General features: G+C 62.0%; 24 protein-coding genes, 1 tRNA gene and 1 pseudogene. 10 read left to right on the top strand and 16 right to left on the bottom strand.

Going from position 1 to position 23,622, the window contains the following annotated elements:
* The first annotated feature begins 29 nt into the window (after positions 1-29).
* Positions 30-953: a sulfite exporter TauE/SafE family protein gene (locus ABID16_RS10335; protein ID WP_354556254.1), complete on the top strand. Its 924-nt coding sequence runs from the start codon at positions 30-32 to the stop codon at positions 951-953.
* Positions 950-1,759 carry a TIGR02186 family protein gene (locus ABID16_RS10330; protein ID WP_354556253.1) on the top strand — a complete coding sequence of 270 codons (810 nt, stop codon included), beginning with the start codon at positions 950-952 and terminating at the stop codon, positions 1,757-1,759. Before ABID16_RS10335 ends, ABID16_RS10330 begins: the two co-directional genes overlap by 4 nt.
* Here ABID16_RS10330 and pdeM read toward each other — a convergent pair whose 3' ends face one another.
* The 7 genes from pdeM to ABID16_RS10295 form a co-directional block, all read right to left on the bottom strand.
* Positions 1,760-2,455, bottom strand: a complete 696-nt coding sequence (pdeM, locus tag ABID16_RS10325; protein ID WP_354556516.1) for a ligase-associated DNA damage response endonuclease PdeM — start codon at positions 2,453-2,455, stop codon at positions 1,760-1,762.
* Between the two features lie 48 nt (positions 2,456-2,503).
* Positions 2,504-5,023, bottom strand: a complete 2,520-nt coding sequence (locus ABID16_RS10320) for a ligase-associated DNA damage response DEXH box helicase (protein ID WP_354556252.1) — start codon at positions 5,021-5,023, stop codon at positions 2,504-2,506.
* Positions 5,024-5,053: 30 nt separating this feature from the next.
* The gene (locus ABID16_RS10315; protein ID WP_354556251.1) at positions 5,054-5,467 is read right to left on the bottom strand and encodes a tellurite resistance TerB family protein; all 414 of its coding nucleotides are present in this window, start codon (positions 5,465-5,467) and stop codon (positions 5,054-5,056) included.
* 119 nt (positions 5,468-5,586) lie between these two features.
* Positions 5,587-6,327: a thermonuclease family protein gene (locus ABID16_RS10310; RefSeq protein WP_354556250.1), complete on the bottom strand. Its 741-nt coding sequence runs from the start codon at positions 6,325-6,327 to the stop codon at positions 5,587-5,589.
* A gap of 11 nt (positions 6,328-6,338) precedes the next feature.
* Complete coding sequence (locus ABID16_RS10305; RefSeq protein WP_354556249.1) at positions 6,339-7,001, bottom strand: S24 family peptidase; 663 nt, start codon at positions 6,999-7,001, stop codon at positions 6,339-6,341.
* Positions 7,002-7,150: 149 nt separating this feature from the next.
* Positions 7,151-7,804, bottom strand: a complete 654-nt coding sequence (locus ABID16_RS10300; RefSeq protein ID WP_354556248.1) for a response regulator — start codon at positions 7,802-7,804, stop codon at positions 7,151-7,153.
* 87 nt (positions 7,805-7,891) lie between these two features.
* Positions 7,892-8,314 carry a hypothetical protein gene (locus ABID16_RS10295; protein WP_354556247.1) on the bottom strand — a complete coding sequence of 141 codons (423 nt, stop codon included), beginning with the start codon at positions 8,312-8,314 and terminating at the stop codon, positions 7,892-7,894.
* A gap of 75 nt (positions 8,315-8,389) precedes the next feature.
* Here ABID16_RS10295 and ABID16_RS10290 point away from each other — a divergent pair, with 75 nt between their 5' ends.
* Both ABID16_RS10290 and ABID16_RS10285 read left to right on the top strand, forming a co-directional pair.
* Positions 8,390-8,737 carry a DUF952 domain-containing protein gene (locus ABID16_RS10290; RefSeq protein ID WP_354556246.1) on the top strand — a complete coding sequence of 116 codons (348 nt, stop codon included), beginning with the start codon at positions 8,390-8,392 and terminating at the stop codon, positions 8,735-8,737.
* Entirely contained in the window at positions 8,734-9,825 is a 1,092-nt protein-coding gene (locus ABID16_RS10285) for a quinone-dependent dihydroorotate dehydrogenase (protein ID WP_354556245.1), read from the top strand. The genes ABID16_RS10290 and ABID16_RS10285 overlap by 4 nt, the downstream gene beginning before the upstream one ends.
* Positions 9,826-9,855: 30 nt before the next feature.
* On the opposite strand, the gene ABID16_RS10280 is transcribed toward ABID16_RS10285, so the two are convergent.
* The 3 genes from ABID16_RS10280 to ABID16_RS10270 form a co-directional block, all read right to left on the bottom strand.
* Positions 9,856-11,190, bottom strand: coding sequence for an MATE family efflux transporter (locus tag ABID16_RS10280; protein ID WP_354556244.1), 1,335 nt, complete (start codon positions 11,188-11,190; stop codon positions 9,856-9,858).
* A 260-nt stretch (positions 11,191-11,450) separates the two neighbouring features.
* A complete protein-coding gene (locus ABID16_RS10275; protein WP_354556243.1) occupies positions 11,451-11,954 on the bottom strand; it encodes a CAP domain-containing protein in 504 nt (167 codons plus the stop codon).
* Positions 11,954-12,220 carry a DUF6460 domain-containing protein gene (locus ABID16_RS10270; RefSeq protein WP_354556242.1) on the bottom strand — a complete coding sequence of 89 codons (267 nt, stop codon included), beginning with the start codon at positions 12,218-12,220 and terminating at the stop codon, positions 11,954-11,956. The genes ABID16_RS10275 and ABID16_RS10270 overlap by 1 nt, the downstream gene beginning before the upstream one ends.
* A 159-nt stretch (positions 12,221-12,379) precedes the next feature.
* On the opposite strand from ABID16_RS10270, the gene ABID16_RS10265 reads away from it, so the two are divergent.
* The 3 genes from ABID16_RS10265 to ABID16_RS10255 all read left to right on the top strand — a co-directional run bounded on the left by ABID16_RS10265 (position 12,380) and on the right by ABID16_RS10255 (position 14,757).
* The gene (locus ABID16_RS10265) at positions 12,380-13,327 is read left to right on the top strand and encodes a class I SAM-dependent methyltransferase (RefSeq protein WP_354556241.1); all 948 of its coding nucleotides are present in this window, start codon (positions 12,380-12,382) and stop codon (positions 13,325-13,327) included.
* A gap of 124 nt (positions 13,328-13,451) precedes the next feature.
* Positions 13,452-14,090: a DUF6198 family protein gene (locus ABID16_RS10260; protein WP_354556240.1), complete on the top strand. Its 639-nt coding sequence runs from the start codon at positions 13,452-13,454 to the stop codon at positions 14,088-14,090.
* Positions 14,091-14,112: 22 nt separating this feature from the next.
* Complete coding sequence (locus ABID16_RS10255; RefSeq protein WP_354556239.1) at positions 14,113-14,757, top strand: YitT family protein; 645 nt, start codon at positions 14,113-14,115, stop codon at positions 14,755-14,757.
* A gap of 19 nt (positions 14,758-14,776) precedes the next feature.
* Here the strand turns inward: ABID16_RS10255 and ABID16_RS10250 are convergent, their stop codons facing one another.
* A complete protein-coding gene (locus ABID16_RS10250) occupies positions 14,777-15,571 on the bottom strand; it encodes a transporter substrate-binding domain-containing protein (RefSeq protein WP_354556238.1) in 795 nt (264 codons plus the stop codon).
* Positions 15,572-15,702: 131 nt separating this feature from the next.
* On the opposite strand from ABID16_RS10250, the pseudogene ABID16_RS10245 reads away from it, so the two are divergent.
* Positions 15,703-17,352 (top strand): annotated as a pseudogene (locus tag ABID16_RS10245) (glycosyltransferase); the annotation flags it as partial.
* Positions 17,353-17,637: 285 nt separating this feature from the next.
* Here the strand turns inward: ABID16_RS10245 and ABID16_RS10240 are convergent.
* Positions 17,638-18,939, bottom strand: coding sequence for an Nramp family divalent metal transporter (locus ABID16_RS10240; protein ID WP_354556237.1), 1,302 nt, complete (start codon positions 18,937-18,939; stop codon positions 17,638-17,640).
* 165 nt (positions 18,940-19,104) lie between these two features.
* On the opposite strand from ABID16_RS10240, the gene mntR reads away from it, so the two are divergent.
* On the top strand, positions 19,105-19,563 hold the full coding sequence (mntR, locus tag ABID16_RS10235) for a manganese-binding transcriptional regulator MntR (RefSeq protein ID WP_354556236.1): 459 nt from the start codon (positions 19,105-19,107) through the stop codon (positions 19,561-19,563).
* A 19-nt stretch (positions 19,564-19,582) separates the two neighbouring features.
* Here the strand turns inward: mntR and ABID16_RS10230 are convergent.
* A tRNA-Gly gene (locus ABID16_RS10230) sits at positions 19,583-19,656 on the bottom strand.
* A 332-nt stretch (positions 19,657-19,988) separates the two neighbouring features.
* On the opposite strand from ABID16_RS10230, the gene ABID16_RS10225 reads away from it, so the two are divergent.
* Positions 19,989-21,176 (top strand): GGDEF domain-containing protein, encoded by a 1,188-nt coding sequence (locus tag ABID16_RS10225; protein ID WP_354556235.1) that lies wholly within the window; start codon positions 19,989-19,991, stop codon positions 21,174-21,176.
* A 24-nt stretch (positions 21,177-21,200) separates the two neighbouring features.
* On the opposite strand, the gene ABID16_RS10220 is transcribed toward ABID16_RS10225, so the two are convergent.
* From ABID16_RS10220 to ABID16_RS10210, 3 genes are read right to left on the bottom strand one after another with little or no spacing between them, the layout of a single operon-like run.
* Positions 21,201-22,580: a sensor histidine kinase gene (locus ABID16_RS10220; RefSeq protein ID WP_354556234.1), complete on the bottom strand. Its 1,380-nt coding sequence runs from the start codon at positions 22,578-22,580 to the stop codon at positions 21,201-21,203.
* Positions 22,577-23,254 (bottom strand): response regulator transcription factor, encoded by a 678-nt coding sequence (locus tag ABID16_RS10215; protein WP_354556515.1) that lies wholly within the window; start codon positions 23,252-23,254, stop codon positions 22,577-22,579. Before ABID16_RS10215 ends, ABID16_RS10220 begins: the two co-directional genes overlap by 4 nt.
* The gene (locus ABID16_RS10210) at positions 23,254-23,583 is read right to left on the bottom strand and encodes a PepSY domain-containing protein (protein ID WP_354556233.1); all 330 of its coding nucleotides are present in this window, start codon (positions 23,581-23,583) and stop codon (positions 23,254-23,256) included. Before ABID16_RS10210 ends, ABID16_RS10215 begins: the two co-directional genes overlap by 1 nt.
* Positions 23,584-23,622 lie beyond the last annotated feature (39 nt).

Below are 23,622 nucleotides of genomic sequence, written 5' to 3'. Positions count from 1 at the left end.
CAATTCGAGTCTTTAGTCCGAGGTCCTCGGTGACGATCTACCTGCCCATCGCCGAAATGTCGGTGAACATTCTGGTCATCCTCGGGATGGGTGCCGCCGTGGGCTTTCTCTCCGGCATGTTCGGTGTGGGCGGCGGATTTCTGATCACGCCACTGCTCATCTTCTACAATGTACCGCCGGCGATCGCCGTGGCAACCGGGGCCTGCCTCGTCGTCGCCTCCTCCGTCTCGGGCGCGATCAGCCATTTCCGACGCGGCACGCTGGATCTCAAGCTCGGAACCCTGCTGCTTGTCAGCGGTCTCGCGGGGTCCACAGCCGGTATCGGCGTCTTCGCGCTGCTGCGCAGTCTCGGCCTGCTCGACCTCTTCATTTCGCTCGCATATGTGCTCCTGCTCGGCACCGTCGGCTCGCTGATGCTGATCGAGAGCCTGCGCGCCATCCGCCGTGTGGCCAAGAACAAGGCAGCGTCGCTGAACAAGCCGGGACAGCACAATTGGGTGCATCGCCTGCCATTCAAGGTCCGGTTCAAGAAGTCGAAAATCTATCTGAGCGTACTGCCCATCGTCACCATCGGCTTTCTGCTGGGTGTGCTGACCTCCGTGATGGGCATCGGTGGCGGCTTTATCATGGTTCCAGCCATGATCTACTTCCTGCGCGTTCCGACCGGCGTCGTCATCGGGACATCGCTGTTCCAGATCGTGTTCGTGACCGCCTATACGACGATGATCCAGGCGACCCTGAACCACACGGTTGATATCATTCTCGCACTGCAATTGATGATCGCAGGCGTCATCGGTGCGCAATATGGCGTGCGCGTCGGCCAGAGGCTGCGTGCCGAGCAGTTGCGCGCGCTGCTGGCGCTGCTGGTGCTGGCCGTGGGCTTGCGTCTGGCGATTGATCTCGTCCTGACGCCGAAGGATATCTATTCGATCGTGACGGGAGGCCACGCATGAGCCGCCGCAGCCGCACGCTCGCCTCTCTCCTTCTCTGCCTGACGCTCGCCGCCGGCGGACTGGCAGCCGCCGAGAAGCCTAATGACAAGGTGCGCCCGCCGGAGGGCATCGAAATCGGCATGTCGACCAACGAAATCGCCATCACCTCCGATTTCGCCGGCGCCGACCTGACCATCTTCGGCACGCTGACCAATGTGGATGACTATCTGCAGCAGATCGGCCAGTACGACATCATCGTCACCCTGGAAGGCCCGCGCATCGACACAACGATCCGCCGCAAGGAACGTGTCTTCGGCATCTGGATCAATACCGAGCAGATGACATTCTCGGCGGTGCCGAAGTCCTATTCGATGACCAGTACGCGTGTGATCAAGGACATCACAACGCAGCAGGAGCTCGCCGCACTTAATGTCGGCATCGACCATATCCGCCTCTTCGCCGCCAACTATTTTGGCGATATCGCCGCGCTCGACGATTTCCGCCTGGCCTTCAGGCGGCAGATGCTGGATAGCGGCCTTTACCAGACCAATCCCGGCGGTATCCGCTTCGTCAGCCCCAGCCTTTTCCGAGCCACGCTGAAGCTGCCCGCCGACGTGCCGAACGGCGTGCATATGGTGCATGCCTATCTCTTCAAGAGCGGCGATTTCCTGATGGAAACGAAACTGCCGCTGCGCGTCGTCAAGACCGGCATCGAACAATCGCTGACGGAAGCAGCCTACGGCAATTCCTTCCTCTACGGCCTTTCCGCCGTCATCATCGCGCTCACCATCGGCTGGGCCGGATCGGTGATCTTCCGGAAGGATTGATCAGCCCTTGAGGCCGGAATAGCTCACCGGATAGACACGCTCCTTGCCGATCATGTGAGCGATCAGCCGCGAGTGGTCGAAAAGGCCGCGAAAGGCCACATGCGCCAGATCAAGACCGCCGGTCATGACGCCGAAGGACGGCATGATGAGACGGTCGCCATCGGCGGCGAAACAGGGACGGCGGACGGATTTTTCGCGGCGGCGGAGTGTTGCCGCCGGATGGAGATGGCCGGCGACCTCGCCCTTTTCGGCTCCCTTTGCAGGCTCATGCCGGAAGGTCAGGCCGGCGAAACCGAGGCTTTCGGCGACGGTGCCGGGAAGTCCGCTGACGCCATCGGGATCGTGATTGCCGGTAATCCAGATCCAGTCGCGGCCTCGGGCCATCTCCACGATCAACGCCCGACAATCCTGCGGCATCAGCGCGGAACCGACGCGATCATGAAAATTATCGCCGAGCGAGACAACCAGCTTCGGCCGGTACCGATCCATGACGCGGGCGAGCAGCTTCAGCGTCGCATGTGTGTCATAGGGGGGCAGCAACTGGCCGCGCCGCGCGAACGCCGCGCCTTTTTCAAGATGCAGGTCTGAGACGACGAGAAGCCCATCGGCTTCGCAATAAAGCGCGCCCATGGGGTCGCAGACGAATTCGACGCCGGCAACGGTCGTCACCGAAGCCCCGATCTCTTCATCCCCCATGCCTGCCAGCGCCAGTCTCGCCAATTCCGTTCCTTACAATTCCCGCCATCACACCTGCATTGCATCGCGGATCAGGTCTTCCGCCGCTTCCGCCAGCAGGCTCTCCGATGCGTTGCCCGCGACCGGCTCCTTGCCGATTTCCAAGAGGATCGGCACAGCGAGCGGCGATACCCTATCGAGCGGGCGATGCAGGATATGGCCCCTGATTCGCCTCAGCATAGCGCCAAGGCGCTGAATGTCCAAAAGCCCGGCTGCGGCTTCCTGCCGCGTTGCCTGCAGCAGAATATGGTCGGGCTCATGGCTGCGCAGTACGTCATAAATAAGATCGGCGGAAACCGTGACCTGCCGGCCGGTCTTTTCCTGGCCCGGATGGCGGCGCTCGATGAGGCCGGCGATCACAGCGCAATTGCGGAACGTGCGCTTGAGCATGAAGCTCTCATTGAGCCAGGCCTCCAGATCGTCGCCCAGCATGTCCTCATCAAAGAGCGCCTGAAGGTCGAGCCTCCCGCTGGCGATCTGCTCGCCCATGTCATCCAGCCCCCAGATGCCGAGCGAATAGTCGGTCGCAACAAAGCCTAGGGGGCGGGCCCCCATGCGATCGAGCCGGCGGGTGAGCAGCATGCCGAGCGTCTGGTGCGCCAACCGCCCTTCGAAGGGATAGGCGACCATGAAAAAGCGGGAGCCACGCGGGAAGGTCTCGATCAGCATCTGGTCGCGACGTGGCAGCACGGAGACTTCGCGCTGGATTTCCAGCCAGTCACGCACCTGATCCGGCAGGCGATGCCATTCGGCGCGGTCGGCCAGAAGCCCGCGCACACCCTCCGCCAGATAGGTGGAGAGCGGAAATTTGCCGCCGGCATAGGCGGGTATTTTCGGGTCCATGGAAAAGGCCTGGCTCGCCAGCGCCTCGTTCTCGCGAATGCCTTCGAAGCGCAGCACCTTCCCGCCGAAGAGGAATGTGTCGCCCTGGGTGAGGCCTTCGAGAAAATATTCCTCGATCTTGCCGAGCACCGGCCCGCCGCGCCCCAGCGAGCCGAGCTTGTTTTTCTTCACCATGCGCACGTTCAGCATCGGCATTTCGACGATCGTGCCGATGTTCAGCCGGTATTGCTGGGCGGTTTGCGGGTTGGAAACGCGCCAGAGCCCGTCCTGCCGCTGGCGGATCTTCGCATAACGGTCATAGCTTTTGAGCGCATAGCCGCCGGTTGCGGCAAAATCGAGCACGCGGTCAAAAGTCTCGCGCGGCAGATCCGCGTAGGGCAGCGCCGAGCGCACTTCCTGAAAGAGTTCGTCGCCGGAAAAGGGCGCGGCACAGGCCATGCCTAGCACATGCTGGGCCAGCACATCCAGCGCGCCATTACCCGAGGGCGGCGTATCCTGCGCATTGATATAGTTGGCATCGAGTGCGGCCTGGCATTCCAGCACCTCGAAACGGTTGGCAGGGACCAGAATGGCGCGGCTCGGCTCGTCCATGCGGTGATTGGCGCGGCCGATGCGCTGGGCAAGGCGGCTTGCCCCCTTTGGCGCGCCGACATGGATGACGAGATCGACATCGCCCCAGTCGATGCCGAGATCGAGGGTTGACGTCGCCACCACCGCCCGCAGCTTGTTTTCTGCCATGGCCGCTTCCACCCTGCGGCGCTGGCCGGCGTCGAGCGAGCCATGATGGAGGGCAATCGGCAGGCTGTCGTCGTTGACGGTCCAGAGTTCCTGAAAGACGAGTTCGGCCTGCGAGCGGGTGTTGACGAAGACGAGCGTCGTCTTGTGGGCCTTGATTTCCTCGTAGACCGCCGGGATGGCATAGCGCGCGACATGGCCGGACCACGGAATGCGATCCTCACTTTGAAGGATGGTGATCAGCGGCCGCGCGCCGCCCGGAGCGACAACGATATCGGCCGCCGCCTCGCCTGCCGACTGGCTGACGAGCCATTTTCGAAGATCAAACGGATCGGCCACCGTTGCCGAAAGGCCAATGGCCTGCATGTTCGGCGCGAGCTGCCGCAGCCGCGCCAAACCCAGCGCCAGAAGATGGCCGCGCTTGGAAGTGACCAGCGAATGCAATTCGTCGAAAACGACATAACGAAGATCAGCGAAGAAGCGCTCCGCCTCGCCATTGGCGATCAGCAGCGCCAACTGCTCGGGCGTGGTGAGCAAGATGTCGGGGGGCTTAAGCTTCTGCCGCTGGCGCTTGCCCTGCGGCGTGTCGCCAGTGCGCGTCTCGATGTTGAGCGGCAGGCCCATTTCGCCGACGGGCTTCATCAGGTTGCGCTCGATATCGACGGCGAGCGCCTTGAGCGGCGAGATGTAGAGTGTGTGGACGCCCTGAAATGCCGTGCCCGGCTTCTTGCGGCCACGATCTGCCAGTTCGGTCAGCGATGGCATGAAGCCGGCCAGCGTCTTGCCGGCCCCAGTGGGGGCGATCAGCAGGACAGATTTGTTGGCGCGCGCCTTTTCCAGCAAGGAAAGCTGGTGCGCGCGCGGCTGCCAGCCCTTGGTCGCAAACCAGCGCTGGAACGCGGCGGGGAGCAGGTCGATGCCGGAGGGTTCGCCGTCAATCCGCGTCTCCATCGGCGTTCCCCTCCTCGCCGATCCCGCCCGTCAGGCCGTACGGAAGCGGGCGATGGCGCCGCGTTCGATGGCCGCGCAGGTCAGCTTGTCGAGGCCGAGGCGGTCGCGGATCAAGGCAAGCACGCGCAGCTCTTCCGGCGCCACAGAGAGGTCGGCCGCAGCGATTTCGACGCAAAGCGCATAGGCTGTGTCATAAAGCTTGTGCGGCAGCGTGTCGCGGATGACTTCGAGCACGATGTCGAGTCCTTCCGGCAGCTGCAGCAGCGCAGAGCAATCGCGGGCGACGCCAATCAGCGCTTCCTCATCAAAGCCCTTGAACACGGGCAGGAAATGGGTGAGCCGACCGATGCGCGCCATTTCGGCGTCCGTCATGTTGCTGTCGGAGGCGGAAACCAGGATCATGCCGTAGATCAGGGCTTCGTGGGTGGTAATCTTCTTGGCCATCAGGTCCTCTTCATTGCATCGGTCAGGCACGGAGGGCCGCCCGCGCCGGTGTCATATGTCGGCTGTTTGTGTAGGATTTCCAGTCTCGTTCGGCAAGCGTTCCCGCATGAATAGTCCGCTCACGGATGGCGCGGATCGGGGCTGAAAACGCCACGCTTGCCCGCCTCTGCCTCCTGACCGGCCTTTTCATACGTCGAGCCGGGTGCTGGTCGCACCCAGCCGTTCTCGACGAGCCATGCGGCCACGTCCTCCTTGCCGAGCGTGCAGCGCGCCGTCACCTCACCCTGCCATGCCGGATCAGCGATGTCGCAATTGACCGAACGGCCGCGCAGGAACCGGCGCAATTGCGTCAGCGCAAGCTGGCCACAAGGCCATTGCGAGGCGCCCTGGCCACAGCGCATCGCAGGATCAAGCGGCGTGATGTCCTTCAACGTCACGCGGCCGCGGGTCGTCTCCAGAATTCCAGCGGCAACAACCGCGGGCTTGGCAACAATCTGAAAGGCAGGGGCCGAAGGTTCGGGCGTTTTCGGGGCGGGAGGTTTCGCCGCGGCCGCGACATCGGGTGCTGGCGCTGGCTGCTGCACTGCTGCAACGCTCTGCTGGTCTGCCGGCAGGGCAGCCGACGAGTTCGCAGCAACAGCATTGGCGGGCAGGCGCTCCATGGGCGGCGGCACGGCGGGCGTGGGCAATGTTCCAGTGGTTCCAGTGACACCGCCGCCGGTCTGCACGGTTGCTGTCGTTGCCGGCGCAGTCGATGCGGGAATTGTCTCGGCTGCAATCCGTGCCTGGCCCTTTTGCATCAGGACCACGGCGAGGAGAATGCCGGCAATCGTCAGAAGCGCAAGGAACAGGAAGCGCAAGGCAAATTTTCCTATTGGCTGGCCCAGATGATCCGCGCGACCCATTCGATCTCATTGAGGTCGAAGGAGCGGTTTGGATGATCGGGATTGAGAGACAGGAGTTCGATGTTGCGCGAGGTCTGGCGCTGGAGCACCTTGGCCATCACCTCGCCCTCGCGGGTCTTGACGACGACGCGGTCGCCGCGGCGCACCTGCGCGCCGGGCTCGACGATCAGCACATCGCCATCGCGATAAAGCGGCATCATGCTCTCGCCCTGCACTTCCAGCGCATAGCAGCCGGCCTTGCGGTCAGGTGCTGCCGGGAAGTCGACAACATCCCAACCCTGGCCCGCCGGGAAACCGCCATCGTCAAAGAACCCGCCGGCACCGGCCTGCGCGAACCCGAGCAGCGGAATGGCCGATTGCTGCGGCGGAAACTGCCCAACCGGCAATCCCATGGCGGCGCCGGGGTTCAACAGGCCCATGAATTCGTCTAGCGTGGCGCCGGTCGCCTCCAGAACCTTCGATAGCGATTCCGTCGAGGGCCAGCGCAGACGGCCATCGGAGCTTAACCGTTTCGACTTGTTGAACGACGTGGGATCAAGACCCGCCTTGCGCGCAAGGCCGGAAGGAGACAGATCGTATTTTTCCGCAAGGGCGTCGATCGCGCCCCAGATCGCGTCGTGTGAAATCATGGCCATATCGCTCGGATATCAACCGCGCCCGGCCTTGCGCCGCGCCGGCGGTCAAGGCCCCTTCAGGCGCCTTGACGCGACCTTAGCCAATACACACGCGCGAGTAAAGCGAGTGAGGAATAAAATCCCAATTCCACTGACACAAGATGTCAGACGGGCTGCAATTGACCGAGCTTGGAGAGCTGGATGACTGCCTGGGTGCGGCTATCGACATTCAGTTTCAGGAGGACCGCGGAGACATGCGCCTTCACCGTCGCCTCGGAAACGCCGAGCTCATAGGCGATCTGCTTGTTGAGAAGTCCTTCGGACAGCATGTTCAGCACGCGTACCTGCTGGGGCGTCAGCGTCTGCAGCCGGTTGAGCAGATCGCTGACCTCGGCATCCGTATCGCCGCTGCGCGGATCGTAGCCATCCGGCTCGGCAACGCCGCCTTCGGCCACCTTGCGCACGGCGTCGCGGATCTGGTCGGCGCCCGAGGATTTGGGAATAAAGCCGGACGCGCCGAGTTCGAACACGCGACGCATGGTCTGCTGGTCTTCGCTTGCCGAGCAGACGACGATGGCAAGGCCGGGAAACTCCGCACGCAGCGACATGAGGCCAGTCAGCCCGTTCATGCCCGGCATGGAGAGATCGAGAAGCAGCATGTCGATATCGAGATTTTCGGCCGCGGACTTGCGGGCGCTTTCGAAATCGCCGGCTTCGAGGATTTGCGGCGCAGGTTGCATGCCGCAAACGGCCTGGCGAAGCGCGCCGCGAAACAGCGGATGGTCATCCGCAATCAAGATCGTCAAGGCTGACGTCATTCCCAACCCCTCCCGGGTCATGGTTCTGATGGCCCCTACCGCTCTCTCCCCGGCAGGCCTCCTTTTTTAGAACCATTATATACATGTTCAGGTCTTTTGCGGAAGAGCGTTCGACCCTTGGTTTTGCTGATCCAGATCCTTCGCGATGCCCATGAAGCGGCGCATGAACTTTTCCATGATCGAGAGGCTGCGGTCGACCTCTGCGTCCGTGGGCAGATCCGACCCCTTGCTGCCGGTTGCCAACTGACGTTCCAGCGCATCGATGCGGGCCTTCAGCGCTGCAACATCGGCCACCGCAGGGGAGGTCGTCGTCGTTGCGCTCGCAGACGGCGCGCAGGCGAGCTTGCCGGCATCGGCCTTGCAGAGCGTCATCTCGCCGGTTGCCGTATCAAGCCGAACAACGCCGCCCTCAACGGGTTGCAACTGGAAGCGGCCGGCCGGCGCTTCATCGGCAAGCGCGAGAAATGGTATGAATGTCAAAAGGCCTGCGGCCAAAAAACGGCTGGTCATGTCAAACTCCCCTTGCGTTTGCGGCCGGCTTCGCGCCAAGAGGGTTGAAGGAACCCAAGCCCGCGGAATTGTCCCATGGAAAAAGCAGTCTACAAGATCGTCGCCTCCGAAATATGGCAGGCCGCGCATGAGAAAGGCGTTTTCGAGGGGGCGGGCATCGATCTCAACGATGGCTTCATCCACCTCTCGACCGCCGCGCAATCGGTGAAGACGGCAGAGCTTTATTTCGCGGGACAGGATGGGCTGGTGCTGGTTGCGGTCGATACAGCCAAGCTTGGCGACGCGCTGGTGTTCGAGCCTTCGCGAGACAATGCGCTCTTCCCGCATCTCTATGGAACGCTGCCGCTCTCGGCGGTGATCTGGGCGAAGCCCTTGCCGATCGGCGCGGACGGCAAGCATGTCTTCCCGGAGTTCGTCGCATGAGCTTCCTTTCCCGTCTCGGCCGGCAGGCGCTTTTCACCTTCGATCCGGAAACGGCGCATGGGCTTTCAATAGCCGCGCTGAAAACCGGGCTGCTCCCCGCCTGCCGTGTCGCGCCCGATGCGCGGTTGAAGCAGACGATTGCGGGGCTGACCTTCGACAATCCGCTCGGTATGGCGGCCGGCTATGACAAGAATGCCGAAGTGCCGGCAGAGCTTGTCCGCCTTGGCTTCGGCTTTGCCGAGGTTGGCACGCTGACGCCGCGCCCGCAGGCCGGCAATCCGAAGCCGCGCCTGTTCCGGCTTGTCGCAGACCGCGCCGTGATCAACCGGATGGGCTTCAATAACGAAGGCCATGCTGCGGCATTCGAACGTCTCAAGCGCCTGCCCAAGACGCTGATGGTCGGGGTCAATATCGGCGCGAACAAGGATAGCGAGGATCGGATCGCCGACTATGTGGCGGGCATTCGCAGCTTCTATTCGGTCGCGCGCTACTTCACCGCCAATGTCTCCTCACCCAATACGCCGGGCCTGCGCAACCTGCAGGACCGTGAAAGCCTTGATGCGCTGCTTATGGCCGTGCTTGCAGCCCGAGATGAAGAAGCGGCGAAGGCCGGCGGGGCGAAGGTGCCTGTCTTCCTCAAGATCGCGCCGGACATGAGCGAAGGCGGGCTGGATGATATCGCCGAGGTTTCGCTCAAGCGCGGGCTCGACGGGCTGATCGTCTCCAATACGACCATCGGCCGGACGGGCTTGAGCGATCAGCGGCAAGCCGGCGAGGCCGGTGGCCTTTCAGGGCGGCCGTTGTTTGCGGTTTCGACCACGGTTCTCGCCAAGATGCGCCAGCGCGTTGGTGCGACGTTCCCTCTCATCGGCGCAGGCGGCGTGGAATCGGCAGAGACGGCCGCGGAGAAGATCCGCGCCGGGGCCGATCTCGTGCAGCTCTATTCCTGCATGGTCTATGAAGGGCCAGAACTGGCAAGCCGTATCGTCAAGGGCCTGTCCGGCCTTTGCGACCGGGAGAAGCTTGGTTCGATCCGCGACTTGCGTGACAGCCGCGTCGCGCATTGGGCGAGCCAGCCGCTTGGCTGACCGCTTCCTCTCCCTGTGGGAGAGGACACCTCACCCAAACATCTTTCTCGCCTTGCCCGGCAGGATCGCGGCGAGGGTGATGCCGCGCATCAGCAGGAAGAGGTTGAGTGCGGCCCAGAGGCCGTGATTGCCGAAATAGGGCGGCAGCGCGAAGACGGCGACGAGATAGGCAATGAACGACAGGATCATCATGTTGCGCATCTCGACCGACCAGGCAGTACCCATGAAGACGCCGTCCATCTGGAAGGCGAGCGCGCCGGTCATCGCGGTGAGCGCCATCCAGAACAGGTAGAGCCCCGCTTCTGTCCGCACATCCGCCGCACTCGTGAGGAAGGCAATGACTTGATGGCCGACGAGCATGGTCGCGACGGCCAGCAGCGCCGAAAGCCCCAGCGACCAGACGAGGGTCAGCCGAACCGCGTCGCGGAAGGCCTGACGATCGCCGGCACCCAGCGAGCGGCCGCAGATCTGCTCGGCGGCGGCAGCCATGCCGTCGAGGAAGAAGGCAGTGACCATGAAGAAATTCATGAGGATGCCATTGGCGGCAAGCGTCACCGTGCCGAGTTCCGCACCGATGCGGGCCATGATCAGGAATGACCCTGTCAACAACAGATTGCGGATAACGATATCGCGGTTGACGGCGAAGAGCGTCTTCAGCTTGGCAAGCGCGAAGACGGCGCGCCAGTCGGTTCCGCTGCTCACGCGCCGGAAACCGGAAAAGGCGAAGGCGAGGCCTGCGAGTGCGGTGACCACTTCCGCCGAGAATGTCGCCCAGGCGACACCCGACACGCCGTAGCCAAACCAGAGGCCAAGCGTGATCGAGAGCGCGATATTGATCCCGTTCAGCAGCGTTTGCAGAAAGAGGCCGACGCCTGCCCTGCCCCGGCCGAGCACGAAGCCGAGAAGACAGTCGTTGATGAGGCGCGCCGGCGCCGAGAGGATGCGGATGGCGAAATAGGTCGCGGCCACCTCGGCAGCTGCCGGTTCCGGCGACAGGATAGCGAGACCGGCAGCAAGGATCGGCGACGCGAGCGCCAGCAGAAGGAAACCGGCAACGAGGCTGGTGGCGGCGGCGCGGAAGAAGACGGCGCGCTCTTCCGCGGCATCCATCCGCCCATAGGCCTGGGCAGTCAGCGCCGTGGTCGAAGTGCGGAAAAAGCCGGTGAAGGAAAAGAGGAAATCGAAGAGCACGGCGGCAATGCCAATCCCTGCCAGATCGGCCGCGACACCTGTCTGCCCGACGACCGCCGTATCGGTGAGGCCCAATAGCGGCGTCGAGACAAAGCCGAGCGTCATCGGTACGGCGATCGACAGGACGAGGCGATGGGTGACGCGGAAGGCGCGGTCGTGCGTATCGAGGGTCATGCGGGGGTCCGGCGGGGATGCGTTGCGGCGATTCGAGACCGGAGAGTAGCACGCGCTTTGGGTTTTGCGCCCTTCGCGGACGATCTTGCCGGGCTTCTTCTCTGAAGATTGGCCGGCGCGGCTACCGCGTATCGTCTCCCCCCTTGTGGGGGAGATGGCGGCAGCCAGAGGGGGTCTTTGTCGCAAATACAGAGCAGGCGGGAAAGACCCCTCCCCAACCCTCCCCACAAGGGGGAGGGAGAGCGAGCGCCGAGACCACCTTAGTTCGACAAAATCATGGACCAGAAGGGGCGGTTATCGGAAGCGCTATTTTGCGAAACCGCAACGCCGAGGCCCTTGTAGGGGCCGAGCATGTTCTTCAGATGCTTGGGCGAGTGTACCCAGGCCTGAAAGGCGCGCTCGGCGGTGTCCTGGCCGGTGGCGATGTTTTCCGCCGCCTGCAGGCGCACGCCCATACGGTTCATGCGCGAGGTGAAATCGTCCTCGGACTTCAGTTCATGGTTCATCTCGCCGGCTTTCGCCATGCGGTTTGCCTGATCGGTCGCAGCGGCCACCGCTGCCTTGTCCTCGACGAGCGGCGGCAGCTTCTTGGACGCACGCAGTTTGTTGATCAGCGGCAGAACGGTCTTTGTGTGGTCGTCCGAATTTCCCGGCTCCGGCTGCAGAACCGCCACGGTGGTGCAGCCGGACAATAGCGTCAGGCCGAGGCCGGCCAGTGCTGCGCGGCGGGTGAGCTGGGGAAGGTCGAAACTGTTGGCAGACATCAGCGGCGGTAGCTCATCAGGCGCAGAATGATAAAGGCGGGAATGACGACGACCGCGCCGAGGAGGAAGTAATCGCCGACCTCGCCGAAGGCGCGGAAGCCGGTGCGCCACAGATTGGCGAGGAAATCGCGGATCCAATGCACGATATCCATCGGATACCAGCCGAAGGAGCGCATGACAAAGCCGACAATGACCGAAACGACGACCAGCTTGACGATGAGGCGGCCGGGGCTGTCGCCCAGCATCCGGTTCATGGATTCGCTCATCTCGTTTGCTCCTTTTGCCGGTCCGGCAACGCCGATTCTGGCGCTTCTCGCCAGAGATAGGGTCCGAATCATGGCGGCGGCAAGAGGCATTGCAAAATTCGCTTGATCGCCCCGGTGCAAAAGCAATATTGCGCGCGATCTCAACTGGAAACGCCTGACATGACTGCGATGGACCTCACCTCGGGCGACCTGATCGCCGACCGGCGCGCCGACTATGCGCGCATGCTGGCGACTGGTGGCGACGTCGGTGCGGCAGCCGAGCTGATGGAGCAGGCGCTGGAACTGGCTCCCTCATGGAGCGCCGGCTGGTTTCTGCTGGGGGAATACCGCGAGAAGGCGGGGCTTGGGGACGCAGCCATTGAGGCCTACCGCCGGGTTCTCGAACTTCATGAAGACGACGTCTTCGGCGCGGGGCTCAAGCTTTCCATTCTGGGCGATCGGGCGCAGCCGGCAACGCCGCCGGTCGCCTATGTCGAGCAGCTTTTCGATGACTATGCCGACCGCTTCGAGACGGCATTGGTCGAGAAGCTCGACTACAAGGTGCCAGGTCGGCTTGCGGCGCTGATCGAGGCCAAGGGACGGGCGCACTACGCCCGCGCCATCGATCTTGGCTGCGGAACGGGGCTCATGGGCGTCGAACTGCGCACGCGTGTCGATCGTCTGGAAGGCTATGATTTGTCCGCCAACATGCTGGCGAAGGCGGAAGACAAGGGGACTTACGATCATCTCGATCAGGCCGATCTGTCACGCGGAACTGCTGAGGCGCGATTGATCAATGCGGATCTGGCTTCAGGCAGGGCCGATCTCGTCGCGGCAGCCGATGTGCTCATGTATCTCGGCGATCTCGAGCCGGTCTTAGGACTGGCTGCCACGCTGCTAACCGATGACGGACACTTCGCCTTTTCGGTCGAGCACCTGATGGACGGGAACGGCGATTTCCGTCTGCAGCCGTCACTGAGATATGCCCATTCGCCGGCTTACATCGAGAGGCTTCTGGGGAGCCACGGCTTTACCCTTCTCGGATCGGAAAAGCTCGTCATCCGCATGGATGGAGGGCACCCCGTGAACGGAATTCTGTTCATTGCCGAAAAGGGTTCGTCGACGTAATTTTATTGCGTCGCAGCATGAAAATAGGTCAGTAATGCTTACATATTTTTGTTGCGAAAATTGAGCCATTTGAGACAATCGCTTACAGGGAGGACAGGCAAAAGATTTCGCGATGGAGAGCGGCGTGGCGAATATTTCCGATGTGTTTTCGCAGTTGAGCGGACGCCCTGACCGGCATTCGATTTTCGAGGATGCACAGGGCATTCTCGCCGGCGTGCTGATCGCCTCTCTTGGCCTCTTCTTCATGGGCAAGGCACATCTGGTAACGAGCGGCATGGCTGGCGCGGCCTTTCTCCTGCACTATGCTTCGGGCCTTTCCTTTGGTCTTCTCTTCTTCCTCATCAACCTGCCCTTCTACATTCTCTCCTTCCTGCGCATGGGCCTTGCCTTCACGCTGAAGAGCTTTGCGGCGGTCGCCATTACCTCGGCGCTGGTCGACGTGCAGAGCCGGTATCTCACCATTGGCGAGATCAATCCGGTCTGGGCGGCGCTCATTGGCGGACTGCTTCTCGGCTTCGGCCTGCTGGCGCTCTACCGTCACCGCGCCAGCCTTGGCGGGATCGGCATTCTGGCTGTTTATGTGCAGGACCGTACGCGCTTTCGCGCCGGACAGGTGCAGATGGCGTTTGATGCGATCGTGCTGACCTTCGCCTTTCTGGCCGCTCCCCTGCCGATCGTTCTTGCCTCGGTGCTTGGTGCCGTCATATTGAATGTCTTCGTGATGGTGAACCACCGCTCCGACCGCTACAGCGTGCTCCGGTAGGCGGACAACGAGCGGGCCACGGATGAATACGGCAACTCCCGGCAAGACATTTTCCGACTATCTGAAATCGACGAGCGAGAAGCATTCGCTGCTCGAAGATGCGCAAGGGGTGGCCTCCGGCGCCATGCTGGCTTCGCTCGGCGTGCTGCTGCTATCGTCGGCAGGGCTGCTGACGGGCGGTACGGCCGGTGTCGCGTTTCTTCTTCACTACGCGACCGGTTATTCCTTCGGCGTGATCTATTTCGTCATCAACCTGCCGTTCTACTATCTGGCATGGACTCGGCTCGGTGCCGCGTTCACGCTGAAAACCTTCGCAACGGTCGCCGCGACTTCGGGGCTGTCCATCGCCCTGCCCCGGCTCATCCCGATTGGCCAGATCGATCCACTGGCAGGCGCGCTGTTCGGCGGACTTCTGGTCGGAACCGCCATGCTGGCGCTTTTCCGCCATCGTGCCAGCCTCGGCGGCTTCGGGGTTCTGGCGCTCTATCTCCAGGAGAAACTCGGCTGGAAGGCGGGGCTGGTTCAGCTCGGGTTCGATTTCTGCGTGCTCTTCTTCTCGTTCTTCATCGCCACGCCCTTCATCATCGTCTGCTCGATCATCGGTGCGCTGGTGCTCAATCTGGTTCTCGCCATCAACCACCGGCGAGACCGCTACGTTGCGATGTGAAAGACGGCCCTGTGACCAGTCAGAAGAGCCCCGGCGGGAAATACTTCACGAAAAGTTCGTTGAGGATACCCTTGCGCGCCAGTTCGAGAAGGCCGTGATCGAAGGCCGCCGTCAGCGGCTCACCGGACCGCGTCATGATGGTCATGCCCTCGCCCAGAAAATCACCGGAATAGAACGGTCCGCCGCGAAAGGCGCAGCAATTGTCCGCCTCGCCGCTCGCAGACCAGAAAGCAAGCGCCAGCCCCTCCCCGAAGACCGTGTCCACCTCGCCCGCCTTCAGGGCCTTCAGCATGGCGGCGCGATCGTCATAAAGCTGCGGGGTCACATTCGGGAAATAGGCCTTGAGCATGGCCTGGTGCGCCGTGTCCCTGACAACCCCGATCCTGGCGGAGGCAAGCTTCATGGGGGTGATTGCCTCGCCCGCTGTCTTCTTCGACGCGAGGAACCGCGCTGGCAACTGCAGATAGGGTCTCGAAAAATCGAATTTTTCCCGAAGCGCCGCCGTCACGCCGATACCGGCAATGACCGCATCGCCCGTGCGGTTTTCGAGAGCGGCCTGCAATTCGTCAAAGGGGAGCGCCTGGATCTGACATTTCGCCTGGATCTCCAGCGTGTCGCACAGTTCCCGCGCCAGATCGATGTTAAAACCGGACAGCCGTCCCTCCGCATCAAGAAATTCGAAGGGCGGAAAGTCGAGCGTGGTCAGGAACCGGATGCGCGGGACCGTGCTGATATCCGGCATGGCCCGATGCTCGCGCTTGTCGAAAGTGAGAAGCGGGCCCTGGGCATCAACCGCCGCAGCGGGTGTATCCATAGCCAGCAATAGAAACAGCAAAAACCCCAAAATTTTCATGGATGCGGAGCCAATGCCGTTCAGTACCATAGGTTTCAAATTCTCGATGTTTCATAAATTTTCGACGATGCTAACAATGGTTTATCAAACTCATGCGCGCCGGAGAATATTGGAATTCCGGAAATGCAGATAAATCCGTCGCAACGCCCGTTGCGAGTGCCATTGCGGGATGGGAGGCCGATCCTGCGGAAAGCACCTTGCCCGCGGATGAAGTGCGGCTCTTTATGGCGCTCGGCATTGGCAAACCCACTCTGGCATTGGCGTTTCAAAAGGCGCAGCAGAACGGGACAACGATCGAGCGTGAGCTGATTGCCGACGGGACTCTCGATCCGCACATCTTTTACGAGGCTCTCGCCGACTGGCTCGGCCTTCCATTTTTCGCGAGCATCAACCCCGCGAATGTCTTCCTGACCGAAAACATCGATACACAGCTTGATAAAGGTGCGCTGCTGCGCCTGAGCCGTCCGTCGCTTCCTGCCCTGCTGGTCATTGCGCCGGAAGCGCGCCACGCCATCGCTTTGCGCGACCAACTCTCTCAGGCGCCCCACATGCGCGAGGGACTGGGCATCGCGGCACCGCAGACGATACGGGAGGCAATCTGGAAGGCCAATGCGCGGGCGCGTGTCGACAAGGTCACAGACCAGCTTTTCGGGGAAACGCCGGCCTTCAGCGCCCGGATCGTTCTCACCGGCTGGCAAGGCTATATGCTCGGCGCATTGTCGGTCGGTTTTCCGCTGGCTGTCGTTGTATGGCCCGACCCGATCCTTCTGCTCCTGCATATCGCACTGAGCGCCATCTATCTGGCAGCGATGGGGCTGCGGGCGATCGCTCTCAAGCTTGGGGCAACGGAGGGCGCCCGGCTCCCAAGCCCGCAACACGCTGCCGAGGCCGGTCCCCTACCCGTCTATACCGTTCTGGTCGCAGCCTATCGCGAAGAGGCCATGGTGCCGCAGATGATTGCGGCGCTCGACCGGCTGGACTGGCCGAAATCCCTTCTCGACATCAAGATCGTCTGCGAAGCGGATGATCTGGCGACCATCGCGGCAGTCCGCCAATACGCCAGGGGCGCGCATTTCGAAATCGTCGAGGTGCCGGCGGAGGGTCCGCGCACCAAACCCAAGGCGCTGGCCTATGCGCTGGCCGGTGCGCGCGGCGACTATATCGTGATTTTCGATGCCGAGGACCGGCCGCATCCGCAGCAGTTGCGCGAGGCCCATGCGCGGTTTGCAGCCGAAACCGACGCGATGGCCTGCCTGCAGGCGCCGCTCAACATTTCCAATGCCGGAGAAAGCCGGATCGCGGCCCTGTTTGCGCTGGAATATGCGGGGCTTTTCCGCAGCCTCCTGCCTCTTCTCGCACGCTTCGGCCTGCCAATGCCGCTCGGCGGCACGTCCAACCATTTTCGCCGGGGAGCGCTTGAAGCGGCCGGCGCCTGGGATCCGTTCAACGTGACAGAGGATGCCGATCTCGGCATTCGGCTGCATCGCATGGGCTATCGGTGCGGCGTTCTCAAACTGCCCACGCTTGAAGATGCCCCAACCGAGTGGCCGGTGTGGCGCGCACAGCGCTCGCGCTGGTTCAAGGGGTGGCTGCAGACGGTATTGGTGCATTTGCGCGCGCCGCGGCGTCTTCTCGCGCAGATCGGATCCGCCGGTTTCGTCGCCCTGTTCCTGACCTCGGGCGGAATGCTGTTTTCGGCGCTGGCACATCCGCTGCTTGCCGTCTTCATCCTGCGGTCGATCTGGCTGTTTGCAAGCGGCGCGTGGCTTGCAGTCGGGCTTGCGGAGCAACTCCTTTTTGCTGTGGATGTCGCGAATATCGTGGGGAGCTACTACCTCTTCGCGTTTCTCGGACGCAAGCCGATGAGCGCAGAGGAACGCGTCACCGTCGGTAGTCCCTGGGCCGGCGTGCCGTTTTACTGGATCATGCTTTCCGTTGCCGCCTGGCAGGCGGTGAAGGAGCTTTCCGCCAACCCGTTCCTCTGGCGGAAGACGCCGCACGCCCCTTCCTCCATAGCCGCAACCCGGTCAGAAGAGACCGGCGACCTGCGCGAGCAGAAGGAAGTTCAGGCAGAGGACCACCGCCGCGCCGATCGTCCCGAGAACGCGGATCACCGGGCCGTTCACATATTCGCCCATGATGCTGCGCTTTGATGTGAAATGCAGCAGGGCCAGCATGGGAATGGGCAGGGCGATCGAGAGGATGACCTGACTGACCACAAGCGCCTTGGTCGAATCGACTCCCATGAGAACGACCGCGAAGGCCGGAACCATGGTCACGAGACGGCGAATGAGGAGCGGGATGCGGAAACCGACAAAGCCCTGCATGATGACCTGACCGGCCATGGTGCCGACAACCGAAGACGACACGCCCGAGGCAATGAGCGAAACGAGGAAGACGGAAGCTGCGGCACTGCCGAGAAGAGGTGTCAGCGTGTGATAGGCGGTCTCGATCTCGGCAACTTCAGAATGACCGAGATGGAAGGCGGCGGCGGCCATGATGACCATCGCCATGTTGACGAGGCCGGCTGCCGCCAGCGCGATTACGACTTCCCGGTTGGAGAAATTCACCAGCATGCGGCGTTCGCGGTCATCGGCGGGCCGGATACGCCCCTGCGTGAGGCCGGAATGCAGAAAGACCGCGTGCGGCATCACGGTGGCGCCGACAATACCGACGGCAATCATCAGCGCATTGCTGTCCGGAATATTGGGTGTTGTCAGGCCCTTGGCGACATTGCCCCATTCGACCGGGGCGATCAGCATTTCAACCAGATAGCAGAGACTGATGATGGCGACGAACGTGCCGATCAGGATTTCCATGCGACGGAAGCCGCCCTGCTCCATCACCAGAATCACATAGGTCACGATTGCGGTGACCACCATGCCGGCGAGAAGGGGCATGCCGAAAATCAGCGACAGACCGATGGCGCCGCCGAGAAATTCGGCCAGGTCCGTGGCCATCGCAGCGATCTCGCTGACGACCCACATCACATAGACCATCGGTTTCGGATATTGCTCGCGGCACATTTCGGCAAGGTTCACGCCGGTCACAATGCCGAGCTTGGCGGAGAGCGACTGGAACAGCATCGCAATCAGGTTGGCCGCCAGCAGAACCCACAAAAGCGCATAGCCGTAGCCGGCACCCGCCTGAATGTTCGTCGCAAAATTGCCGGGGTCCATATAAGCGATGGATGCAATAACAGCCGGCCCGAAAAAGGGGAGAAAGGCCCGCACTCCGGTCCTTCGCCCCGCCAGAGCATCGCGCATCGCCTGTTCATGCCGCAGTGCCACGGTGGAGCCGCTCGCCATCTGCAATTCGTCGCGCAACATGTCTTTACCTGTTCAATTATAGCACATGCTATAAACATTAGCTTATGACAAGTTGCTGTCAATAAGGTCGCTCACGAAATTTCCACTTGCCGCCGGGCTTCAACGCGTTCAGAAAGCCGGCATGACCGCGAAGGCAGGCAGGGACGCGGGGCTGTAAGGCGGGACATGGCCAGACGAAAAACAACAGAGGCTGACGATGCGCTGGCCGCTCCCGGAACGCGGGCTGCAGCCTTCCAGCAGGCGCGCGATGCGCGGCGTTCGGAGCTTCTGGAAGACTATGTCGAACTGATTGACGATCTCGTGCGCGCAACCGGCGAAGCACGGCAAGTCGATATCGCTGCCTATCTCGGCGTAGCACAGCCGACGGTCGCCCGCATGCTGAACCGTCTGTCTGATGCAGGCCTGATCGAAAAGCGCCCCTATCGCGGTATATTCCTCAGCGAAGCCGGGATGAAACTCGCCGAAGAAGGCCGCGAACGCCATGCGATCGTCGAGACCTTCCTCATCGACATCGGGATCGACCCGGAGATCGCCGGCTGCGACGCTGAGGGCATCGAACATCACGTCAGCCGCGAAACGCTGGCCGCCTTCAAGGCCTATTCAGCCGCCAAACGCGAAAAGTAATCGGAAAACCAAGAAAAGCTGGAGCGGGTGAAGGGAATCGAACCCTCGTATTCAGCTTGGGAAGCTGCTGCTCTGCCATTGAGCTACACCCGCTTCTTCGACCTTCAGGTCTGTGACCGCACAAATCCAACACTCGGTCCTCTTTGTCAAGCAACACAAACTGCGTCATGGACATGAAAACTGCCGCCTCATGTCCGCGAAGAAAGCGTTGAAATTGATCAAGCTTATATTATATATGTTAAATATATGAAGATCCATTTCTATTCTATGAAAGTCTAAGTCGAAGAAAAAGGCCGGCTTTATTTCGGAAAATCGACAGTTGCGGCTCCCAACCGCATTGCAATTGAATGAATTTCGCCTTTATAAGGCCCGCTTACCGGATTTTTGAGAATCGTCTATCGTCAAACTGGAACCGGCCGACCGCCATGGCCAATGCGATCTATCTTCTCGTGGTGAACTTTTCCCTCGGGCTTGCGTTTTCGCTGGCATTCGTGGGGATCGCGAGGGCACAGCGGGTGTCGTTGGGCTATTGGTGCGCGGCGGGGTTTCTTCTGGCCTCTTGCACGGTCGGCGCAGAGATGCTTGCGCCGCGCACGGGCATGCCGCAGCTCATTTCCTTCCTGTCGTTCTCCTGCCTGCATTCCGCACTGGCGCTGGTTGCTTTCGGGCTGATCAGGAACTTCACAAACTGGCCACGCTGGCCATTGCCGGCGCTTTATCTGGCGTTCGAAGTGGCCTTTCCGACAATCGTCATGGCAACGCCGCGCGATTCGCTCTTCTATTCCTTCGCCTATCAGACGCCGTTTGCCGTAATGCCGGCACTGGGCGCAGCTGCACTCCTGTCCGGATCGCGGGCCCGGCGGAGCCTTGCGGAGCATTTCCTGATGCTCGTGCTGTTTCTCAGTACCGCTCAGTTCCTGTTCAAGGGTTTCCTGTCCTATCAGCTCGGGCCCGGTTCCAGCATCCAGACCTATGTCTTCAGCAGCTATGCGCAATTCTCGCAGACAATTTCGGCCATCCTCTCCATCCTGCTCGGTGTCAGCCTGATGCTCGTCGTGATGGAGGAAAGCAACACCCGGACCCGGCAGACGCTGCTGCGCGACCACCTGTCAGGGCTGTGGACACGACGCGCCTTTTTCGAAAAGAGTGAAACCGCCTTGAAGCGCAGAAGCGCGAACAGGTCGCCTGTCATCATTCTCTGCGATCTCGATCATTTCAAGAAGATCAACGATACCTATGGCCATGCGGTTGGAGACGAGGTGATCCGCGTGTTTGCCGCCTGCCTTGAGGCAGCCGGTGGGGATGTCTGCGGACGGCTCGGCGGCGAGGAATTTGCGACGCTTACACTCGACAGCAACGCGTCGCTGGCGCAGCTTCAGGTCGAGACCGTTCGGGCGCGATTGCTCAATGCCGAATTCCTGCAGGAGGGGCTGCGGCCAACCGCCAGCTTCGGGATTGCCGTGATGTCCGAACATGAGGGCCTGTCCGATGCGATTGCCCGCGCTGACGCCGCCCTTTACGAGGCCAAGGCACGTGGCCGTGACCGGCTGGTATTTTCCCGAAACGAAAAAGACGTCGCCTCAATTCTGCGCGAGGCTCTGCTGCGCCGCTGAGACATTTCTGCGGCCCTTGTTCACTCAGTCTGTGGTCGTCAGTGTGATCTCGGCGCACAACCCGCCAAGGGTCTCGTCGTTGTGCAGTTCGAAATCCATATTGTAGACGGTGGCGATCTCGCGAACGATGGAAAGGCCGAGGCCGGTACCAGGCTTGGCGCTGTCCAGCCGCCAGCCACGCCGCGTCAGATTGGCAAGCTCCTCGGGACGCACGCCCGGCCCGTCGTCCGTGACGCGGAACCATATCCTGCCAGTATCGATGCCCCAGGTGACCACGACGCGGGCTTTTGCCCACTTGACCGCATTTTCAATGAGGTTGCCGGCGATCTCCCGGAAGTCTCCCGGATCGACAGGTGCGGTGAGCGAGGCCGGCCCTTCCGTCGAGAAATCGATCTCCTCGCCCTCCGGCGTCCGACGGACTGTGCGGATGACATCGCCGACGAGTTTGGCGATATGGCTGTCGCCGCCGCGAAGATCGGGCCTTGCCGCAATCCGCGACAGGGCGAGTTCCCGGTCGACATGAGCGCGCATGGTGGCGGTCAGATGATCGAGTTCGTCGGCCATGGCCGTCTCGCCACGCTCGCGCAGCGTCAGGGCATCGTTGGAGAGAACCGTCAGCGGCGTTCGCAAACCGTGGGCAAGATCGGCAGCGCGGCGGCGCGCCTTCTCGATCATGGCACCCTGCGTGTCGAGAAGCTGGTTCATCGCGTTGACCGTCGTCTGGAATTCCGCCGGGTAGTCACCCGTGAGGCGGCTGTCACGACGTTCGCGAATACGATCAATGCCTTCGCTCAGCGACGACAGGGGTCGCAGGCCGAAGGCAAGCTGGGCAATCGACGCGCCGACGAGGATGAGGCCAAGCGTCGCCAGGGCCGGAGCGATATCGCGCACGAAGCCGTCGCGCGCTTCTTCCAGCGCGCGATTGTTGATGGCGACCGCAATGCGGATGGGACGCGGCCCTCCCGGCGCGGAGACCCGGACAATGCGTTCCAGGACGATCAGTGTGCGCCCCTCCGGACCCGCAAGCATGTAATGATGGATTGTCCCGTTCGTATGCGTATCGGCGGGCAGCGCAAGCATCGTGTCGAAGAGCGAGACGGAGCGCATCGTCTGGCTCGCGACATCGTCGACGATCTGCCAGTAGAGGCCGCCATAGGGGATGTCGAAGCGCGGATCGAGCGAGCCGCTGGGGCGTATCAGCTTGCCGCTGTTGTCGAAGGCGAGCGCACCGGCGAGCGTATTGATCTGGTTCGTCAGTTCGAAGTCTATTCGCTTGCGGATGTTGTTGGAAAAGAGCGACACGAGAAGCACCGCCGTCAGCGCCAGCGACAGACCAACGGTCAGCGCCGACAGGACGAGGAAGCGGCCGCGGATCGATGTCAGCCATTTCATACGGCGCATCATGGCGTGCTCGCCTCTCCGGCAGATGCAATGCGATAACCGTAGCCGCGCCGCGTTTCGATGAGGTCGCGGCCCAGCTTGCGGCGAAGTCGCCCGATCAAAACCTCGACCGAATTGCTCTCACGTTCGAAATCCTGCGCATAGAGCTGTTCGGTGAGTTCAAGTTGGGTCACATGTCTGTCGCGATGCTGCATGAGATGGTGCAAGCAGCGATATTCGAGCGGTGTCAGGTCCACAGGCGCGCCGCAGAGCGTAACCAGACGCGTGCGCGGATCGAGCGAAACCTCGCCGACAGAAAGCACCGGACTGGCCTGTCCGGCGGCACGTCGCAGGATGGCACGCAGCCGCGCAAGCACTTCGGCCACCTGAAACGGCTTGGCGAGATAGTCGTCGGCGCCGGCGTCTATGCCCTCCACCCGCTCCTCCCAGTTGCCGCGGGCTGTCAGCACCAGAACCGGCATCTGGCGTCCCGCCTTGCGCCAGCGCTTGAGCACCGTCATCCCGTCCATGGTGGGCAGGCCAAGATCAAGGATGGCGGCAGCAAAGTCCTCACTGTCACCGGCATACCAGCCGGATTCGCCATCTCGCTCGTGGGCGACGAGATAGCCTGCGCGCTCCAGATGGGTAACGAGATCGCGCGCAATCAGAGGATCGTCTTCGACAAGGAGAATGCGCATCATTCGTTCTCGGTCTTGAGGATCTGGCCGGTCGCGGCATCCATATGGATCTCGACCAGCCGGCCATCGGCCTGCAACACCTTGAATTCATAGGTGAAGGCACCGTGTCTGCGGTGCGGCTCTATGCGAACGATATCTCCGGGGAAGCGGGCGGTGACGATGGCCTTCAGGTCAGACAGCGGCTTCACCGTGCCGTCCTCGACCGCCCTGTGAACGGCATCGAGCGTCTCATCTTCGTCGCCATCATGGTGGCCGTCCGCATGCGCCAGAGATCCCGCAAGGGCAAGCACAATGGCGGCAGACAGAAGGGAAAGAGCAGAGCGACGCATGATCCAACGCTAGCACGGGCAAGCTGAAATTTCGCTGAC

This window comes from Limnomicrobium aquaticum, from assembly GCF_040545545.1.
In the GTDB taxonomy this organism is placed as follows: domain Bacteria; phylum Pseudomonadota; class Alphaproteobacteria; order Rhizobiales; family Rhizobiaceae; genus Ensifer_A; species Ensifer_A aquaticum.
Note: the sequence above shows the minus strand (reverse complement) of the source record. Positions and strands in the feature narration are given on the sequence as shown.

Coding starts and splice junctions, on each gene's coding strand:
- pdeM (WP_354556516.1), bottom strand. CDS start 2,455: ATGGGGGATGAAGAGATCGGGGCTTCGGTGACGACCGTTGCCGGCGTC.
- ABID16_RS10215 (WP_354556515.1), bottom strand. CDS start 23,254: ATGCGCATTCTCCTTGTCGAAGACGATCCTCTGATTGCGCGCGATCTC.
- ABID16_RS10210 (WP_354556233.1), bottom strand. CDS start 23,583: ATGCGTCGCTCTGCTCTTTCCCTTCTGTCTGCCGCCATTGTGCTTGCC.
- ABID16_RS10265 (WP_354556241.1), top strand. CDS start 12,380: ATGACTGCGATGGACCTCACCTCGGGCGACCTGATCGCCGACCGGCGC.
- ABID16_RS10320 (WP_354556252.1), bottom strand. CDS start 5,023: ATGGAGACGCGGATTGACGGCGAACCCTCCGGCATCGACCTGCTCCCC.
- ABID16_RS10270 (WP_354556242.1), bottom strand. CDS start 12,220: ATGAGCGAATCCATGAACCGGATGCTGGGCGACAGCCCCGGCCGCCTC.
- ABID16_RS10220 (WP_354556234.1), bottom strand. CDS start 22,580: ATGATGCGCCGTATGAAATGGCTGACATCGATCCGCGGCCGCTTCCTC.
- ABID16_RS10255 (WP_354556239.1), top strand. CDS start 14,113: ATGAATACGGCAACTCCCGGCAAGACATTTTCCGACTATCTGAAATCG.
- ABID16_RS10290 (WP_354556246.1), top strand. CDS start 8,390: ATGGAAAAAGCAGTCTACAAGATCGTCGCCTCCGAAATATGGCAGGCC.
- ABID16_RS10315 (WP_354556251.1), bottom strand. CDS start 5,467: ATGGCCAAGAAGATTACCACCCACGAAGCCCTGATCTACGGCATGATC.
- ABID16_RS10295 (WP_354556247.1), bottom strand. CDS start 8,314: ATGACCAGCCGTTTTTTGGCCGCAGGCCTTTTGACATTCATACCATTT.
- ABID16_RS10300 (WP_354556248.1), bottom strand. CDS start 7,804: ATGACGTCAGCCTTGACGATCTTGATTGCGGATGACCATCCGCTGTTT.
- ABID16_RS10225 (WP_354556235.1), top strand. CDS start 19,989: ATGGCCAATGCGATCTATCTTCTCGTGGTGAACTTTTCCCTCGGGCTT.
- ABID16_RS10240 (WP_354556237.1), bottom strand. CDS start 18,939: ATGTTGCGCGACGAATTGCAGATGGCGAGCGGCTCCACCGTGGCACTG.
- ABID16_RS10305 (WP_354556249.1), bottom strand. CDS start 7,001: ATGATTTCACACGACGCGATCTGGGGCGCGATCGACGCCCTTGCGGAA.
- mntR (WP_354556236.1), top strand. CDS start 19,105: ATGGCCAGACGAAAAACAACAGAGGCTGACGATGCGCTGGCCGCTCCC.
- ABID16_RS10250 (WP_354556238.1), bottom strand. CDS start 15,571: ATGGATACACCCGCTGCGGCGGTTGATGCCCAGGGCCCGCTTCTCACT.
- ABID16_RS10280 (WP_354556244.1), bottom strand. CDS start 11,190: ATGACCCTCGATACGCACGACCGCGCCTTCCGCGTCACCCATCGCCTC.
- ABID16_RS10285 (WP_354556245.1), top strand. CDS start 8,734: ATGAGCTTCCTTTCCCGTCTCGGCCGGCAGGCGCTTTTCACCTTCGAT.
- ABID16_RS10330 (WP_354556253.1), top strand. CDS start 950: ATGAGCCGCCGCAGCCGCACGCTCGCCTCTCTCCTTCTCTGCCTGACG.
- ABID16_RS10275 (WP_354556243.1), bottom strand. CDS start 11,954: ATGTCTGCCAACAGTTTCGACCTTCCCCAGCTCACCCGCCGCGCAGCA.